The 17,215-nt window shown below is 47.7% G+C and carries 16 protein-coding genes; 15 read left to right on the forward strand and 1 reads right to left on the reverse strand.

Annotated features, from left to right (window positions below; genetic code table 11):
• Positions 1-192 precede the first annotated feature (192 nt).
• The 11 genes from F4X88_15565 (at position 193) to F4X88_15615 (ending at position 9,936) form a co-directional block, all read left to right on the forward strand.
• Positions 193-1,299, forward strand: a complete 1,107-nt coding sequence (locus F4X88_15565; GenBank protein MYA57704.1) for a hypothetical protein — start codon at positions 193-195, stop codon at positions 1,297-1,299.
• On the forward strand, positions 1,278-1,733 hold the full coding sequence (locus F4X88_15570) for a hypothetical protein (GenBank protein MYA57705.1): 456 nt from the start codon (positions 1,278-1,280) through the stop codon (positions 1,731-1,733). Before F4X88_15565 ends, F4X88_15570 begins: the two co-directional genes overlap by 22 nt.
• A 43-nt stretch (positions 1,734-1,776) precedes the next feature.
• Positions 1,777-2,691 (forward strand): sugar phosphate isomerase/epimerase, encoded by a 915-nt coding sequence (locus F4X88_15575; GenBank protein MYA57706.1) that lies wholly within the window; start codon positions 1,777-1,779, stop codon positions 2,689-2,691.
• Between the two features lie 223 nt (positions 2,692-2,914).
• Positions 2,915-3,760, forward strand: coding sequence for a carboxylating nicotinate-nucleotide diphosphorylase (gene nadC / locus F4X88_15580; protein ID MYA57707.1), 846 nt, complete (start codon positions 2,915-2,917; stop codon positions 3,758-3,760).
• 170 nt (positions 3,761-3,930) lie between these two features.
• Complete coding sequence (locus F4X88_15585; GenBank protein ID MYA57708.1) at positions 3,931-4,965, forward strand: flippase-like domain-containing protein; 1,035 nt, start codon at positions 3,931-3,933, stop codon at positions 4,963-4,965.
• A gap of 73 nt (positions 4,966-5,038) precedes the next feature.
• Complete coding sequence (locus tag F4X88_15590; protein ID MYA57709.1) at positions 5,039-5,956, forward strand: NAD(P)-dependent oxidoreductase; 918 nt, start codon at positions 5,039-5,041, stop codon at positions 5,954-5,956.
• A 350-nt stretch (positions 5,957-6,306) separates the two neighbouring features.
• Positions 6,307-6,846: a sigma-70 family RNA polymerase sigma factor gene (locus F4X88_15595; GenBank protein MYA57710.1), complete on the forward strand. Its 540-nt coding sequence runs from the start codon at positions 6,307-6,309 to the stop codon at positions 6,844-6,846.
• 20 nt (positions 6,847-6,866) lie between these two features.
• Positions 6,867-7,517 carry a hypothetical protein gene (locus tag F4X88_15600; protein ID MYA57711.1) on the forward strand — a complete coding sequence of 217 codons (651 nt, stop codon included), beginning with the start codon at positions 6,867-6,869 and terminating at the stop codon, positions 7,515-7,517.
• 13 nt (positions 7,518-7,530) lie between these two features.
• On the forward strand, positions 7,531-8,259 hold the full coding sequence (locus tag F4X88_15605; protein MYA57712.1) for a hypothetical protein: 729 nt from the start codon (positions 7,531-7,533) through the stop codon (positions 8,257-8,259).
• Positions 8,260-8,678: 419 nt separating this feature from the next.
• The gene (locus tag F4X88_15610; GenBank protein MYA57713.1) at positions 8,679-9,449 is read left to right on the forward strand and encodes a hypothetical protein; all 771 of its coding nucleotides are present in this window, start codon (positions 8,679-8,681) and stop codon (positions 9,447-9,449) included.
• Positions 9,450-9,558: 109 nt separating this feature from the next.
• Complete coding sequence (locus F4X88_15615) at positions 9,559-9,936, forward strand: hypothetical protein (GenBank protein MYA57714.1); 378 nt, start codon at positions 9,559-9,561, stop codon at positions 9,934-9,936.
• Positions 9,937-10,042: 106 nt separating this feature from the next.
• Here F4X88_15615 and dnaN read toward each other — a convergent pair whose 3' ends face one another.
• Positions 10,043-11,155 carry a DNA polymerase III subunit beta gene (gene dnaN / locus F4X88_15620; GenBank protein ID MYA57715.1) on the reverse strand — a complete coding sequence of 371 codons (1,113 nt, stop codon included), beginning with the start codon at positions 11,153-11,155 and terminating at the stop codon, positions 10,043-10,045.
• A 474-nt stretch (positions 11,156-11,629) separates the two neighbouring features.
• On the opposite strand from dnaN, the gene F4X88_15625 reads away from it, so the two are divergent.
• From F4X88_15625 to F4X88_15640, 4 genes are all read left to right on the forward strand, one after another.
• Complete coding sequence (locus F4X88_15625) at positions 11,630-13,561, forward strand: hypothetical protein (protein ID MYA57716.1); 1,932 nt, start codon at positions 11,630-11,632, stop codon at positions 13,559-13,561.
• Positions 13,562-13,707: 146 nt separating this feature from the next.
• Entirely contained in the window at positions 13,708-14,646 is a 939-nt protein-coding gene (locus tag F4X88_15630) for an ATP-binding cassette domain-containing protein (GenBank protein MYA57717.1), read from the forward strand.
• A 159-nt stretch (positions 14,647-14,805) separates the two neighbouring features.
• Positions 14,806-15,522: an ABC transporter permease subunit gene (locus F4X88_15635; GenBank protein ID MYA57718.1), complete on the forward strand. Its 717-nt coding sequence runs from the start codon at positions 14,806-14,808 to the stop codon at positions 15,520-15,522.
• A complete protein-coding gene (locus F4X88_15640) occupies positions 15,513-17,198 on the forward strand; it encodes a hypothetical protein (GenBank protein ID MYA57719.1) in 1,686 nt (561 codons plus the stop codon). The genes F4X88_15635 and F4X88_15640 overlap by 10 nt, the downstream gene beginning before the upstream one ends.
• The last annotated feature ends 17 nt before the right edge of the window (positions 17,199-17,215 follow it).

Raw genomic sequence — 17,215 nt, forward strand, 5'->3', positions numbered from 1 at the left:
ACGCTGCAGAAACCGAGAGGGAGGCTTTGGGAAAATAAGGATGCTCGCCAACAGTTGCGAGCGGCGATTTGCCAACTCACCCGCCCCCAAAAAGTGACTTGACAAAACCTGTCTAAAAATGATAGACTGACTTTAAACAAGGGAACCTGAAATCTATGCCCTTAGTTCTTAAAGAAAAAGAAAGGAAGCAATATGGCATCACAAAATGAACTGCGGTCAATGTTAGACGCACCCGTTGGCTTAGCACCAAATACCTACCTACATTTTTATAACGGTGGAAAGCTCCGCGCCGAGTTTATGGGTGAACCCGATCCGAAAGATGATTACTACTCCGAAGAATGGATCTTTTCCACAAACCGGGCAATCACACCCGGCAGAGAGAATCCGCCCGACAAAGGACTCAGTCGCATCCAACTCCCCGGTGGCGAGACTGTTCTGTTGAAAGCACTGCTGGACGCATTTCCGGAGGAGACACTCGGTAGCGCGCACGTCGACAAATACGGCACTGAATTGGGTGTACTTCTCAAGATTTTTGATGTCGGTGAAGGGGCACATATCCCTATCCATTGGCATCCAAACCCCGACTTCTCACAGAAACATCTCAATTCTCCCTTCGGTAAGAACGAAGCGTGGATCCTCATCGGCACGCGTCCGGGCGCGAAGGCGTGGATAGGTTGGAAAGAAGCAATAGACAAGGCAGAATTCCGCCGCCTGATGGAGGCACAAGACGTGCCAACGCTACGGAGTCTGATGCACGTTGTTGAACCGAAGGTCGGCGAAGTCTATTTCTTACGGACACCGATTGTCCATTCGCTCGGCACAGGACTCTGCGTTCTCGAACCACAAGAACCGACCGACTGGAACATCCTCGCGGAATGGGAAGGTTTTCCGTTTGAAAGGGATGATGGGCACCTCGGACTCGGATGGGATCTCGCCGTAGATGCCGCTGAGTTTGATAAATTGGAACTCGACTATCTCAACAACTACATCCGCCGCACACCGGAACCCGTCCGAGCGGAAGGCGATAACCGAGAGGATCGGATCGTGCCGGAGGAAGCCTCGAAATTCTTTGGATGCTCGCGTCTAACAGTGAATTCGACGCTCAGTATGCCAGCAGACAAAGGGTTTTACGCACTCGTGACTTTGGGCGGCGAAGGCGTGCTACGTGGCGATTTTGAGGATGTCCCGCTCAAACGCGGCAAATCCGTCTTTATCCCGCGATGCTTGTCCAGTTACGTCATCGTTAGCACGGGTGATACACCCATGGAGATCATCTGTTGTTATCCGCCAAGTCTTTAAATTATGAAGCCGGTCCGTCTGCCGACGTTCTCACGAGGGTGCGGGCATTGAAAAATTTGGTCGATGCCGAGGTCTATAAGGACATCGAGCAGATGACGGCGTATGAGCGGAAGATACACGAAGAACTGCTCCAGAAGTTCCAACGCTTCTATCCCGATCTGGAGCGGTTAATTAATTTTATAGCGATTTCAGATGGATATGTCGCAGAAGAACGTTCGCCAGAGCGGTTTCTTGAGGTGATTATGCGTCTGGAGAGAGAAGTCTTTGGCACGTCAAAAATCCGGGGACCGCGGGTCGCATCCGTCCGTGTCGGTGAACCCAAAAATCTCCGAGATTGTTACGATACCTACAAGGCACAGAAAAGAGAAACGGTGGAGCAGATAACCCTTGAACTTGAAGCAACGGTTCGGACGTTGGTCACGGGTGTATCCTAATTCTGCTGCGCCGCAAGCTAAAATTAAAAGTAAGGAGAGAAACATGGCAAAAAAATTGTCCATTGGAAGTTGGGCGTATGCCTTTGGTCCCTATGAAGACAATCCGATTCCGTTTGATACCGTCGTCAAGACGCTCAGCGACCTTGAGTTCGATGGTATTGAAATCGGAGCATTTAAACCGCATATTGATATTAACGATTACCCGATGAAAAGTGATCGTGATGCTGTCAAAGGATTAATCTCCTATTACGGTTTGGAAGTCTCAGGATTAGCCGCCGACTTCTGGTCGCACCCCGGCCCCGCTACGGATGAGGGGCAGGAGGACGACAGATACTACAAGTTGTTCAAAGAGAGTCTCCAACTCGCCTTGGATCTCGGATCGCCCGCGATTCGTGTGGACACAGTAGATGATCCCGAAGCCGGAATTCCGGGCGTTGAGCCTGAGAAAGCCTGGGATCGGATCGTCTCCGTCTGGAGACGCTGTGCACAAGTCGCCGAAGATCACGGCGTGTTAATGCTCTGGGAATTTGAACCCGGATTTATGTTCAACAAACCCAGCGACATTGTCAATATGCCACAAGCAGTGGGGCATTCCAATTTCAAGGTGATGTTCGATACCTGTCACGCACAAATGTGTGCAGTTGTCGGTGCCCGGCAGCCCGGAGAGCAGGAGACCCTCGGCGATAATGGAGTCATTGACTTGGCGCGTCAACTCAAGGGTCAGATCGGTCACTTCCACCTCATCGATTCCGACAACACGCTCCATGACGACGAAACAAGCACACACGCGCCTTTCGGAGATGGTGTGCTCGATTTTGACGCGATTATTCCGGTCATCATGGATGAGACTGGCTACGACGGGGATTGGTTCTCTATCGATCTCTGTTTCTGGCCCAACGCCTGGGATGTCACGGAAGACGCAAAGAAATTCCTAACCCCGTATTTGGAAAGGTATTAGGGTTTCTAATTTATGGTCACCTGACCTGCACTCCATCATATTACGCGTAAGTTCTTGGTTAAATTGTAGTAGGGGCGAGGTCCCCTCGCCCTATAGGCGAGTTTAACAAGACCAAGCCCGTAAGCGGAGCGGAGGGGTTTTTGCTTGGGTGTTTCTTCTAGATCTACGGAGAGGATCGTTGGTCATTCAACGCACCTGACCGACCCGCAAGGTATAATTAAAAATGCTGAATCTGCGTTCATTAGATCCTCTCATCGAACTTGCCTTTGAAGAGGACATCGGTATCGGTGATATAACAACAGAAGCAACAGTGCCGTCCACACAGGAGGGGATAGGAACCCTATTCGCTAAGAGTGACGGCAGTGTCGCAGGACTCCCAGTCGCCGAACGCGTCTTCGCAAAATTAGATGAGACCCTGGCGTTTCGTGGGCTTGTCGCTGATGGGGACGCTGTGAAGGCGGGGACACCGATTGCCGAGGTGCAAGGGAGTGCCAAAACCATTCTCATCGGAGAGCGGACGGCACTCAACTTCCTGCAACGGCTCTCCGGGATAGCAACGCTCACCGCACAATTCGTGGAGGCGGTCGCTGGCTACAACACCAAAATCGTAGATACCCGGAAGACGGCAGCCGGATGGCGGGCGGTTCAGAAATACGCCGTGCGTGTCGGGGGTGGACAAAACCACCGTTTTGGGCTTTATGACGGCGTACTCATCAAGGATAACCACATCGTCGCCGCTGGCGGGATTGGTAACGCCGTTCAGCGTGCGCGACAGGTTGTTCCACACACCGCAAAGATTGAGGTCGAGGTTGAAACCCTCGACCAGGTCGATGAAGCCTTAGAAGCAGGAGCCGACATCTTGCTCCTTGATAACATGCCTCCGAGGCTTATGAAGGCAGTTGTGCAAGCGGTAGGAGACCGCGCAGTGACGGAAGCCTCCGGGGGTATTACACTGGACAAAGTAAAAACTGTGGCAGCAGCCGGTGTAGATCTCATCTCTGTCGGGGCATTGACGCATTCAGCGATGCCGATGGATATCAGTCTGACGCTGACGCTCATTGCTGGATAAGGGGTTTTTTAACTATGGGACTCTGGGGGCCATTCCATTTCATGGTCGTTTTCGGTCAAGTCAAAACCCTTTGATCTCCCAGAATGGGTTGGAATTAACCCAAAACCGTTGCGTAATGAAATGGAGCAACGCCCAGAGTTAATAGTTTAAATAAGGAGATTTCGCTGGTAATGCAGGAATTCTTGAGCCGCGAAAACGCGGCTCGCGGTGCGCTTTTCTTTCTGCTGTGCACGTTCGCTGGGTTATTCCTAAGTTTTTTGTGGGGTGGGACGCAAGATATAAAGCAAGTTTTTCGCGAGATGCAGGTTGAGATGCTGCTCGGTGCCTGTCTGTGTATGTTCGTGGATTGGGTGTTCGGTGCACTCCGCTTCCATATTTTTATTCGAAAAGTCAAACCAGACATCAGATTCCGAGACAGTCTTCGCGCAAACTTAGCAACGCTCTGTGTTTCCTGTATTACACCCTTCCAGACAGGTGGAGTGGGACATCTCTATATCTACACACGAGCAGGCGTGCCGTTGTCAGCATCGATCACATCGGGCATCATCTGTTTCCTTTCCACGATAATCACGCTCATGTGCTTTGCAGCGGGTATCGCATGGTTAGATCCCCCTTTTTTACCAAAAGGGATTACGTGGATAAGCCTATTCAGTTGTTTCATGTTCGGCTTGGCATTTATCGGATTTCTGCTACTACTTTTCAAGCCAGAGTTTGTTTTTCGTTTTTTTCATTGGCTCTGCGGTGTTGCACAGCGACGGTTCACGCGTCTCACGCCTATTCTTGAACGTGCTACTTCAAAAGTCGAAGAACTCGTTACTGAACATAAGTCGTTTACGGTAATGTTCTTGCGTCACCATAAATGGACATGCGCATTCAGTATTCTCTTAACCTGTGGTTTCTTCGGGGCACGGATCGTTGGGAGTTACATAGTCGTGGCGGCACTCAACGGGGAGACGACCCTCTGGGAACTCAGCGTTGTTGGGTTGCTCCTGAATTTCGTCGTGCTCTTTGCACCAAGTCCTGGGGCAAGTGGGGTGGCAGAGGTTGTAACCCTCGGGTTGATGGAAAATCTGATTCTCAAAGAATTGATACCGCTCTATGTGTTGTTGACGCGATTTTTCGCTATCTATTGTGCTGTGGTCGTCGGGGGTATTGTCATTGGTTCGCAATTAACAAAGGATTTTAGAAAGCGCACAAAGACATAAATCTCTTAACTGACAACTGACAGGATTTTTCTACGAAAAATCCGATCTGATAACTACTAAAAAAAGGAAAGTTATGGAAACTACCACATTGAAAATTGAACCCGCAACAACGAAACTCGGTTGGATTGGGACGGGTGTAATGGGCCGGTGGATGTGTCAACATCTGATGGACCTCGGATATGGCATGACCGTCTATAACCGGACGAAATCAAAGGCTGATCCGTTACTCGAAGCGGGGGCGGCATGGGCAGATTCCCCGAGCGACGTTGCAGCTGCCTCCGATATTATCTTCACAATTGTCGGTTTTCCCCCCGATGTCCGTGAAGTTTACCTCGGTGACAGTGGGATTTTAAAGGGGGCGAAACCCGGAAGTATCATCGTTGATATGACCACGACGGAACCCTCTCTCGCGCAGGAGATTGACGCCGCCGCGCAGGCACAGGACGTTTCATCCATCGATGCCCCTGTTTCAGGCGGAGATGTCGGTGCGCGAGAGGCGCGTCTCTCTATCATGGTCGGCGGCGATGAGGGTGCTGTGCAAGCCGTTATGCCCCTCTTCGAGGCGATGGGGGGAAATATCGTCCATCAAGGCGGCGCAGGGGCTGGACAACACACCAAAATGTGCAATCAGATCACGATTTCGGGGACAATGATCGGGGTCTGCGAAGGATTAATCTACGGCTACAGAGCTGGATTGGATCTGGAGACGATGCTGTCCTCGATTAGTGGCGGTGCAGCGGCGTGTTGGTCGCTGGACAATTTAGCCCCACGGGTTCTTCAGCGGAACTTCGACCCTGGCTTCTTTGTAGAGCATTTTATCAAGGATATGAGCATCGCTTTAGACGAGGCACGCAAGATGAATCTGAGTCTCCCAGGGCTTGCGTTGGTGCATCAACTTTACACAGCTGTTCAGGCACAGGGGCACGGTAGGTTAGGCACCCAAGCACTGATGCTGGCGTTGGAGCAGATGTCGGGTGTCGAAGTGAACTAAAATCTCGCTTGTTGACTGTTTCAGTCTGGGTGAACGCGCTTTAAAATCGTGAATTGCAATTGCCGTTCGATAGGCGCGGTTTGATGAAGTTTAAGTATTTAAATTCGGTAGACTTTCAGAGGTTTCCTCTTGCGGTAGGTGTGAGCGGTGCTCGCGATTCCCGGGCAGAGTTCACACAAACGATTACCGAATTATTTTTTAATCTTCATGTAACCGTGCCTTTTTTGTTTCAAACCGACGTTGTAAAATATTGCCCAAGTTCAATTTTTTGCATCAGAGCAATTGTTTTGCCCAGTTTAAACGTCTTATATAGATAATGGCGATACCATAGTGCTGTTCTGGAGGTCATTATGAAATTTCATAGCAAGAATCACAACGGCAATTTGGATACAATCGCGATGTTTATCAAGGAACATGAACGTTTACTTCGATGCATCATCAAGACATACATTAAAAATGTAGATGATGCCGAGGATGTCTTTCAAGAAGCAACCCTTAAGATCCTTGAACACTTTGAGAAGGGTAAATCTGTGAAACATCCGAAGGCATGGATGGCCAGGATCGTCAGAAACGAGTGCGTCAATTTCCAGCGTCAAATGGAAAGATACGCAAATAGAAACATAGCCCTGGTACCCTTTATTAACCGTGCGGCGTTTGGCGGCGGTATGAGTATCCCCGATGAGCAGCATCAAGCAGTCATTACCCAAGAGATTCTGGATCGGATTGCGGCACTGGGTTCGATCTATAGTGATGTAGTGCTGTTATGGATTGATGGATACACCGCTGTTGAGATTTCAGAGAGATTGGGGATTGCCGAAGGCACAGTGAGAACTCGGCTCTGTTATATCAGAAAGAAGGTCCGAGAGTACTTGCAGATAGGAAATGCCTAATTCTCTGTGGAGGTGTTTTGATGTTGAAACGAAATTGGCACTGGGCCCTTGGTGCCCTTATCCTTATTGGTGTTGGTGGCTTTATGTTCTTAAGACCCACAACTTCTCCCGAGCCTATAAAAATCTATAGGACGGTAACACCTGCCCCCAAGCGTGCTCCTACGACAGAAACGAAGACCGAGAAAACGGACATCGCCTTGCAATACGGGCATCTGCAGGACCATAGCCATGGCGATTCGCATGAGACCGGTCCGCACTCCCATGCAGCCGAAACAAACACGCACAGTGACGAGTATGACTGGCGAGATGACAGCGTGTTCGATGTTACGCCTCCAAAAAATGATCCGTGGGGCCAAACTCATCCCGTGAGTGAACCTACCAAGGCTGCGGACGATACCTACCCGCCCCGAGACTGGTATAAAACAGAAGATCCCGAGTTGCGTGCAGAATATCTTTATGCCCAATTCATCAAACAGTTTGGGGATACGCCTGAAGTTCAAGCCATTGGAGATTATGAGTTAAAAGTCGCCCGTGGTATTCCTCCAACACTCGAGGAATATACCCATTATCTTGAAGCACACTACCATCTCTTTCCGAATCAACACAACCGACAAACGCTCGACAATTTGCGAAAAGCAATCGCATCAGGAAACGCAATTATCTTTGAATAAGAGGAGCCCCTTAATGAAAAGCATCTTTTTTTCCCTCATAATCCTTTTTTCGCTCTCTTTCATTCTCAGTTGCGGAGAAACCGACAATCCGGCAATAGATAAAACCGAAACATACGAATCCTTTGAATCCGTTTTTCCACTGGCGGAAAATATACCTCTCTCTGACTATCCTGATGGGTGGATAAAATTGACAGATGAAGATGTAGCAGAACTTATGGAGGTCGAGATTCCACCAAACTGGTTCAAGATGGACATAGATCCGGAGGCCCGTACTAAATATACCCACGCTCAACTCCTCAAACAGTTCGGAGACATTCCGCAGGTTAGGTATATCATAGAGTTTGGACGGAATCCGGAGTTTGAGATATCGCGTGAACTCTTTGTTGCTTATTTTGAAGCACACTATCATCTCTTTCCGACCGAAAACAATCGGCGTGCGCTTGAAGAAGCTCGAAACATCGAAAATCAGCCCCGTCCAGAGTTTGTAGATGAGGATAAACTAATAGAGAAAGATCCCAAATTATTCATTGAAATTCAGCGAGAACGGTTCATTAAAAATCATGGAGATATTCCAGAAGTACACACCTATCTAGATATTCAGTTAAAATTCTTGTTAGATCAACATGTAACAGATGATGAGCGCTTGGCTTGGCTCAAAGCACAATTCCATCTCTTTCCAACCAAAAAGAATCGGGATTTACTGAAAAAATATCAAAAAGCAAAAGAGGATGGGGACGAATAATACTGCTTCTTTTATAGTAGATTTGGCAAATACGTTTACATCTTTGTAGCTTATGAGACCGTTAGTTTCCTGTGCCTCCGTGAGACGGGTCTTCCTTCACAAAACCACACAACCATACGAGTGTATAAGTAATTACGGAATCTACTATAATCTTCATGTAACCGTGCCTTTTTTGTTTCAAACCGACGTTGTAAAATATTGCCCAAGTTCAATTTTTTGCATCAGAGCAATTGTTTTGCCCAGTTTAAACGTCTTATATAGATAATGGCGATACCATAGTGCTGTTCTGGAGGTCATTATGAAATTTCATAGCAAGAATCACAACGGCAATTTGGATACAATCGCGATGTTTATCAGGGAACATGAACGTTTACTTCGATGCATCATCAAGACATACATTGAATAAGAGGAGTTTCTCAATGAAAAGCATCCTGTCTTTACTCACATGCCTCCTTTGCATCTCCTTTATCCTCGGATGCACAGCAGTGGATAATCCGGTAGCCCAGGAAACCGATGAATCCCTGTTTCTATTGGTGGAAAACGTTCCCCCCTCAGGCTATCCTGACGGGTGGGTAAAATTGACAGATGAAGATGTCTCAGAACTTATGAATCTGGAGATTCTCCCGAACTGGCACAATATGAACATCTCTCAAGAATGGAAAAACAAGTATACCCATGCCACACTCCTTAAACAATTTGGAGACATCCCGCAAGTCCGATTTATTATAGAGTTTGGACGGAATCCAGGGTTTGAGATATCGCGTGAACTCTTTGTTGCTTATTTTCAAGTACACTACCATCTCTTTCCGACTGAAAACAATCGACGTGCGCTTGAAGAAGCTCGCAACATCGAAAATCAGCCACGCCCCAAACCTCCAGAAACAGAAATAAAAAGAGTACCAATCACCATAGAACTCGCCGAGGAAATACGTGCAGAACTCATCAGGAAACACGGAAATATCCCACAAGTTCACACAGTTGCAAATTTTTACAAAAAAGTGGCACGAAATATATCTATAACATATGACGATTATCTTCCCTATCTTGAAGCGCGGTCCCAGCTTGATCCTCAGAATGAACGCATTCGCCAGAAACTTGAAAAATATAAAAAGGCAAAAGTTGAAGGAGTCCCATTCCATCTTGTAGATGAAACAGGACGAATAATGCTGTTTATTTTCTCATCCCCTTGAGAGGGATACGCTCTGATAATGGAGTTATATAGGTGAACATTCTCATCGAAAAACTTAACGGCTGGCAAACACCAGCGATTTTACACATAGATAACAAAAGGAGAACAAAATGTTGAAAGAATTTTTTGGGGTTTTAAGCTTCCTAATGTTTGTATGTGCCTTTGCTGTTCCTTTATTGGTGCTGACGGACCCCGCAGTTGGCGATGATAACTACACAATCACTCAACCTTACACAGCGTATTATACTTGTCCCGATGGCACGCTTCTCTATACGAGGACAGGCACATCTTCAAATACATCAACGGTAAACCATCCTGCAGATATCCTTGAGGAGTATCTCCATTGCTATGAAGAACAATGGTGGCCTTTTGATACGGTATGTGAGACAGCGTATCGCTATGTGCATGCCTCTCACGGCATGACGTATGTCTATAATGCAAGTCGTGTGTATTACTATTACGATGCCAGCCCGGAGGCGTGCCGTTAGACACATGTGTATCACGTTAAACATAGCGTTAAAGTTGATAGAGGTTGAACAAAGAAGGGATACGGTGTAACCGTATCCCTTCTTTCATGGTAAGAACTCCCAGTTTTTATGCTGAAGCGGGATCCAGGCGCATGGGCATGATGAGCGAGACATAGTTATCGTCGCCTACCGGCTTCACAAGAACCGGGTTCAACTCACCTGAAAATTCCAGAGACAAGGACTCCGTTTCGATGTGAGCCAACGCCTCTATCAATAACCGAGCGTCGAAACCGATCCTGACGCTTCCAGTGCTTGACTCCACCGGCAGTGTTTCGTAGGCTTCCCCTAACTCTGGGGTCTTCGCAGAGACTTGAACCTGTTCAGGGTCGATTTCTAAGCAGATCGAATAGTTCTTCGGATTCGACAGGAGAGCGACCCGCCGCGTTGCACTTAAGATGCCTTCTTTTGGAACGACGGCTCTGCCTTCAGTCGATTCGGGAATGATTTTCTCGTATTTCGGGTAATCCCCCTCCACGAGCCGCGTCGTTAAGGTCGCGTTTCCATCGGTAAAGAGGATTTGGTTTTCAAAAACTGAGATGCTGACCTCTCCAGCATCAGCGAAGGTTCGCGTAATCTCGCGGACAGCTTTCAACGGAACGATGAATCCGTTGGCTTCTCCCGGTGAGGTGAGAGGCTCGCAGCGCGCCAATGCCAGGCGTTTACCATCCGTGGCGACTATCTCAGTGCCATGCTCCAGAAAATTGAAATAGAGTCCATTCAGGAAGTAACGCACCTCTTCTGTAGAGGCGGCAAACTCCGTTTTCTGAAGGACATCCCGTAAGGTCTCTCCGCCGATCTTCAAGGCTTCCCCTTCAACTGAAGGGAGTTGTGGGAATTCTTCATCCGGCAGTCCGATGATTTTGTAAACACCCTCCCCACAGGTAATCTCAACACGGTCGTTTGCTGTCGTTGCCAAGTGTATCGGTTTGTCCGCAGGTAACTCCTTAACAATATCTCCTAACTTCTTAGCGGAGACGGTGATTGCTCCTTCCTCTGTGATGGTCCCTTCAACCGCCATTCTAATGCCGACTTCCAGATCCGTTGCCATGCACTCAATCGTGCCGCCGGTGGCATTGATGAGGACATTTGAGAGGATTGGTAGGGTCGTCCGTCCACTTGCGACACCTTGCAGGACCTGTAAGGCGTCTAAAAGATCATCCCTTTCAAAAGTTAATTCCATTCTAAACTCTCCTTCCTAAGTTATGACATAAAAAACATACGTAAAAGTCGATAGTTTTCTTTACTGATGCTCTGGATGGGGTCCCGTTTGAAATTTGGGGATAATCCCAGCCCTAATTTTTTGTTTGTATTGAATAGAATTGTGATGGTGTCAGTAGTGAAACACGGGCATATCATTGTGCGAAAGCCGACCTGTCTCACGAATATTACAAAGAACATTCTCGGAATTTGATTTGCAAGAAAAACCTTGACAAACTCCTATATTCAGTATAACATATTTAACGAATATAGCAAAGGAAAATTTTCAAACACGGGCTCGCACTTTGCATTTTTTGATAGAGCCGATGCACGCTACAATGCCCTGTCTACTCTACAACTCAAGTTCTCCTAACCAAGGTATATATTAAAGCGGTTTAGTTTCGAGGTGTCGCGGTCGAGCAAGAAATGAAATCGCTGCCGTTTTTCTCCTGAGAATATGCACACTACAGATTCGCACGCCTCGCAGACAATCGCAAAACGAGCAGTGCTGATTGGGGCTGTCTTGATTATCGCGAATAGCTACTGGATAGCCTATGTCGAAATGATTTGGCATACCGCACATCTGACAACCGTCGCGATGTCCGTCAATGTCATGTTCGGCATTATAGCGATAACGTTTCTAAACATGATTGTGCGGCGTATCTTTCCACGCGCCGCCCTGCAGCCCCGGGATCTACTTGTCATTTTTAGTATGCTCGCCGTAGGGAGTGCTTTTTCAGGACATGATTGTATTCCGCGTTTAATGGGACTCATCCCGTATGCGTTTCGCTTTGCTACCCCCGAAAACGATTGGGAGGCACTCCTCTTTCATTATCTTCCCGAATGGCTTGTCGTGAAAGACCCGAAAGCCGTCAACGATTTCTATGAGGGTGAGGTCAACTTTTTTACAGAGGGTTATGTCCAGTATTGGATCGTGCCGATTCTCGCTTGGTCGGTGGTTATTTTCCTGTTGATGTTAATCTTTTTGTGTTTGACCTCCCTGATTCGCAAGCAGTGGATAGAAAATGAGAAACTCGCGTATCCGATTATTCAAATTCCGCTTGAGATTACCACCAACCGGCGTATCTTCTCAAATCGCTTGCTCTGGCTCGGCTTCGGCATCGCCATGGGCATCAACCTACTCAATGGGCTGCAGTTCTTCTACCCTATTCTCCCAGAGATCCCTGTTCGAAAATACGATCTCAATGTTTACTTCACGCAAAAACCCTGGAGCGCAATGGGTAGCACACCCCTCAGGTTTCATCCCTATATAATTGGCTTCTCCTTTATTTTGCCTTTGGATTTGGCGTTTTCGTGCACCTTTTTCTATCTGCTGAAGAAAGTCCAGTTGCTCTTTGGAAGTGCTGTCGGGATTTCAGCGTTACCCGGCTATCCGTTTTTAGGAGAACAGGGTGCCGGGGCATTGCTGGCATTGCTTGCGATTGCCTGTTGGCATGCGCGGAAACATTTTGCAGATGTGTGGTCACAGGTCATCCGACCCGATCGCGCCGCCTCACGAACAGAGGCGATCTCGCATCGCGCCGCCGTCATTACGTTGGGTATATGTCTGCTTCTGTTAGCGGTTTTTTGTGTCCGTAGTGGGATGACGCTATGGGCGTTTGCGATTTTTATCGGGGTCTATTTAATGATTGTGATGGGGTTAACCCGAATGCGTGCAGAATTGGGACCACCGATCCATGCGATTGGGTATCTGACCCCGCAGTATATGATAATTTCACTGCTCGGCACGCGACGTTTGCGGGCGGGCAACCTAACAATGCTCTCGTTGATGAATTGGTTAAGTGGTGCAAGTTATGCCTCCTTTCGGACACATCCGATGCCGGATCAGTTGGAGGCGTTTAAACTCGGAGAGCGCACGGGTATCCGAAATCGAACGATGTTTGGCGTATTAGTCATTGCAAGTCTTGTGGGTATCCTGTCGAGTCTGATTCTCTATCCGTATGCGATTTACAGTGAGGGGGTGGCTGCAGGCTCGGAGCAGATTCATGCCGGTGGTGCGGATACATACAACTTCCTTTCTTCGTGGTTAGTGAATCCAAAACCGACGGATTGGCTGGCGACCTCGGTGCTCGGATTCGCCTTCGCTGTGAATGTGGGTATCATCTTTCTGCGTTCACGTTTTGTGTGGTGTCCGTTGCATCCCGCGGGATATGTTATCGGTGTCGCGCCGGGAACAACGGATGTCATCTGGTTTCCGCTATTTCTGGCGATGGTAGCAAAGTGGGTAATCTTGCGGCACGGCGGTATCAACGCCTATCGAAAGGCAGTGCCGTTCTTCATCGGATTGGTGTTAGGTGAAGCGTTGATGGGGTGTTTTTGGCCCCTGTTAAGTCTTGTGTTGAGATCAGCAGTGTATAGTTGGATTTGAGGGGCGTGTCGGAATCATAGCGAGTTTAATGCCAATTTTTCTTGACATTCGGAAATTTTTGTGCTACCATTTTAATAAATATATCCTATTTTTCAAACACATCGGTAACATCTTTTCTCGCCGATTGTTTCTACATTATCAAGCGTATGATCGAAGTTAGAGAACTCACAAAATCTTACGGTCCGACAGTTGCTGTCGACCACGTTTCATTTGACGCGCATGCCGGCGAGGTGTTAGGTTTCCTCGGTCCGAATGGGGCAGGAAAGACAACCACGATGCGTATTCTCACCTGTTATCTCTCTGCGGATGCAGGAAGTGCCACCGTTGCGGGATACGATGTCTTCGAGGAATCCGTCGAAGTCAGAAAACAGATAGGCTATCTCCCTGAAAGCGCGCCCCTTTATGCCGATATGGGAGTCATTGAATACCTCAATTTTATGACGCAGGTGCGGAACCTTCCAAAAAGCCAACGGAAAGATCGGATTCGGGCGGTTATCGACATCTGTGGACTCGAGGACGTTATCCAAAAAGACATCGGTGAACTCTCAAAAGGCTATCGGCAGCGCGTCGGTCTGGCACAAAGCCTCATCCACGATCCACCTATCCTGATTTTAGATGAACCTACCTCTGGGTTAGACCCAAGCCAAATCATTGAGATCCGTAACTTAATCAAAAACATCGGGCAAGAGAAATTGGTGCTTTTTAGCACACACATTTTGCCTGAAGTCTCTGCTACCTGCAGCCGGATTCTAATCATCAACAACGGGAAGATTGTCGCAAACGGGACACCCGAAGAACTCTCCAGTCAAGCGAAAGGCGAAGAAATTGTGCATATCGCCATCCGAGGTTCACAGGAATCCATTGAGGCACAACTCAACGAATTAGATTTTGTCTCACAGTGGAATCGTGTTGACACGGACAACGGTATCGTAGGGTATCAGATCCATGCCTCTCAGGGGAGCGATGCTGCCGAAGCACTTTTTCACGTGGTTGTGAAGAATGGATGGAGCCTTACAGAACTCCGTCAGGAATCCGTGGATTTAGAGGATGTCTTCCTGAATTTGACAGACAAGGAACAGGCATAATTAGTTGTCAGTTGTCAGTTGTCAACCGTCGGTTAAGAGGTTTTCGTTTAACAAGGGAAATCCGCAGAAATGCCCAAGCAAAAACACCCTCTTGTAACCGATGACCGATAACCGATAACCACTCTCCTGATAACTAAGGATTTCCATATTTTAAAAATCATGACGAACATTACAGCTATCCTTAAAAAGGAATTTAGAAGTTATTTCAATTCGCCCATCGCGTATATTTTCATCACATTTTTCCTCGGCATCTCTGCCTGGCTTTTCTTCAGAGGGTTTTTTCTCGTTAACCAAGCTGAAATGCGCGGTTTTTTCGGGTTAATGCCGTGGATTTTCCTGTTTTTCATCCCCGCTGTTACGATGAAACTCTGGGCTGAAGAAAAGAAACTCGGCACAGTCGAAATCCTGATGACGTTGCCACTTCGAGATTACGAAGTCGTCATCGGGAAATTCTTAGCGAGCTTTGCCCTTCTTACGGTAACAGTGTTACTCTCACTCGTTCTGCCGCTTTCGGTTATGTATTTGGGGAATCCAGATGGTGGGACGCTCATCGGGGGATACATCGGTCTCCTGCTGATGGGTGGGGCATATATATCCGTCGGGCTTTTCGCCTCAACGTTGACTGAAAATCAGATTATTGCGTTTATTTTTGGCATCACTGCCTGTTTTGTGTTGCTGATCATCGGTGAGGACATTGTGCTTTTCAATGCCCCGAATTGGTTGTTCCCGATTTTCAGTTATCTGGGTCTCGGTGCCCATTACAGTAGTATTCTTCGAGGCGTTCTCGATTCCCGAGACATTATCTATTATCTGTCGCTCATCGGTTTTTTTCTCTATTTAAGCACATTGTCGGTTGAAAGCCGCAAATGGCGTTAAGGAAGGAGGAGACTGTTTTGGTGAATAAAAGAATCAAATACGGTGGCAACACCCTCGCTTTTGTCGCAATCATCTTCGGCATCCTCGCGCTGATTAATTTCCTGTCGACGCGTCGCTTCATTCGCGCCGATCTTACCGAGGACAAGCGTTATACTATCTCGACAGCGACTAAGAATGTGATCGACACGTTAGACGATATTGTGACGATCACCGCCTACTTTTCCACGAATCCCGCGGAGGTCGCACAAATCCGTCGCGATGTCAGAGATGTCCTCGATGAATACAACGCGTTCTCCAAGAGACTCCAAATCGATTTCGTGAATCCTGCCGATTTTGACGATGGACAGAAACAGGAACTCCGTTTCAAGGGGATCCCGGAAGTCCAAATCAATGTTGTAAAAAAGGATAAAGCGGAAATTGCGAACGTCTATATGGGCATCTCTATCGGTTATAGCGGGAAAGAGGAGATCCTGCCAGTCGTGCGATCAACCGCTAATTTGGAGTACGAACTGACGTCCACTATTCTCAAAGTTACCACCAAAGAGGCGAAAACGGTAGGGTTTTTGAGCGGACACGGTGAATTTGACATTGATCATCAAAACCATCAACAGTTCCGCCAACTTTTGGATAAAAGTGCCCAAGGACAATATAATCTCACCGCCGTCAGTCTACAAGATGGAAAAGCGATTGATAGTAGCGTTTCGACACTGGTTATCGCGGGTGCCCAACAACCCTTGACGGAACGCGATAAATATGAAATAGATCAGTTCATTATGCGTGGCGGTCGGGTAATCTTTTTAGTCGATCCCATTCAATTACAGCCTGGCACCTTACAAGCTGCTCCATTGAGCACAGGTCTGAATGACCTCTTAGAACACTACGGTGTGAAACTTGGGAACAACCTCTTGCTTGATGCCAGATTCCACGACACTGCGCGGTTCCAACAGGGGTTCATGACAGTTATTCAACCGTATCCCTATTTTGTTAAAATTGTGAAACCGAATTTCTCAACGGAACACAGTATCACCAATCAGTTGGAGGTGTTGACATTACCATGGACGAGTTCTTTAGAGATGGTAACAAAGGAAGGGATCACCGCAACGCCGTTGGCAAAGACAAGTGAAGCAGGGCGGAGTATCCAAGGCTATTACAACCTAATGCCGAACGCTCCGATTCCGCCCAATGCGGAGTCTCAAGTTTATACGGTTGCTGTCGCCTTGGAAGGCAAATTCAAGAGTTTCTATGCCGGTAAAGAAATTCCGCCGGTCCCAACCCAAGATGCCGCGGAATCGGGGTTAGAAACCTCTCCTAAAACTGAGGACAGCGAAACGCCTGTCCCAGGGACAGACACAGCGGGACGAATCACCAAAACTGAGAGTGAACAGACCCAAATTATTGTAGTAGGCACGGCGCAATTTCTCACGCAATTACGTCCCGATGGCGTTAACTTTTTCTTAAACACCGTGGATTGGTTGACCCTTGGTGATGCGCTCATCGGTATCCGTTCACACACCATTACGGATCGACCCTTGCGTGAGGTTTCTGAAATTGAGAAAAACTTTATTAAGTACCTCTGTATTGTGGGGGTTCCCTTGATCGTTATTGTTTTTGGACTCCTTCGATATTTCCTAAAAAGACGAGCAAAACGGTTCGTAGAGACCTACGGGTCTGTATAACTTGCCTTCAGGAGTAA

The organism is Candidatus Poribacteria bacterium, from assembly GCA_009839745.1.
Classification (GTDB): domain Bacteria; phylum Poribacteria; class WGA-4E; order WGA-4E; family WGA-3G; genus WGA-3G.

Excerpts from the sequence above, each read along its gene's own strand:
- F4X88_15565 (MYA57704.1), top strand. The coding sequence starts at position 193 with ATGGCATCACAAAATGAACTGCGGTCAATGTTAGACGCACCCGTTGGC.
- dnaN (MYA57715.1), bottom strand. The coding sequence starts at position 11,155 with ATGGAATTAACTTTTGAAAGGGATGATCTTTTAGACGCCTTACAGGTC.
- F4X88_15590 (MYA57709.1), top strand. The coding sequence starts at position 5,039 with ATGGAAACTACCACATTGAAAATTGAACCCGCAACAACGAAACTCGGT.
- F4X88_15585 (MYA57708.1), top strand. The coding sequence starts at position 3,931 with ATGCAGGAATTCTTGAGCCGCGAAAACGCGGCTCGCGGTGCGCTTTTC.
- F4X88_15600 (MYA57711.1), top strand. The coding sequence starts at position 6,867 with ATGTTGAAACGAAATTGGCACTGGGCCCTTGGTGCCCTTATCCTTATT.
- F4X88_15640 (MYA57719.1), top strand. The coding sequence starts at position 15,513 with ATGGCGTTAAGGAAGGAGGAGACTGTTTTGGTGAATAAAAGAATCAAA.
- F4X88_15575 (MYA57706.1), top strand. The coding sequence starts at position 1,777 with ATGGCAAAAAAATTGTCCATTGGAAGTTGGGCGTATGCCTTTGGTCCC.
- F4X88_15635 (MYA57718.1), top strand. The coding sequence starts at position 14,806 with ATGACGAACATTACAGCTATCCTTAAAAAGGAATTTAGAAGTTATTTC.
- F4X88_15615 (MYA57714.1), top strand. The coding sequence starts at position 9,559 with ATGTTGAAAGAATTTTTTGGGGTTTTAAGCTTCCTAATGTTTGTATGT.
- F4X88_15605 (MYA57712.1), top strand. The coding sequence starts at position 7,531 with ATGAAAAGCATCTTTTTTTCCCTCATAATCCTTTTTTCGCTCTCTTTC.
- F4X88_15625 (MYA57716.1), top strand. The coding sequence starts at position 11,630 with ATGCACACTACAGATTCGCACGCCTCGCAGACAATCGCAAAACGAGCA.
- F4X88_15610 (MYA57713.1), top strand. The coding sequence starts at position 8,679 with ATGAAAAGCATCCTGTCTTTACTCACATGCCTCCTTTGCATCTCCTTT.
- F4X88_15595 (MYA57710.1), top strand. The coding sequence starts at position 6,307 with ATGAAATTTCATAGCAAGAATCACAACGGCAATTTGGATACAATCGCG.
- nadC (MYA57707.1), top strand. The coding sequence starts at position 2,915 with ATGCTGAATCTGCGTTCATTAGATCCTCTCATCGAACTTGCCTTTGAA.
- F4X88_15630 (MYA57717.1), top strand. The coding sequence starts at position 13,708 with ATGATCGAAGTTAGAGAACTCACAAAATCTTACGGTCCGACAGTTGCT.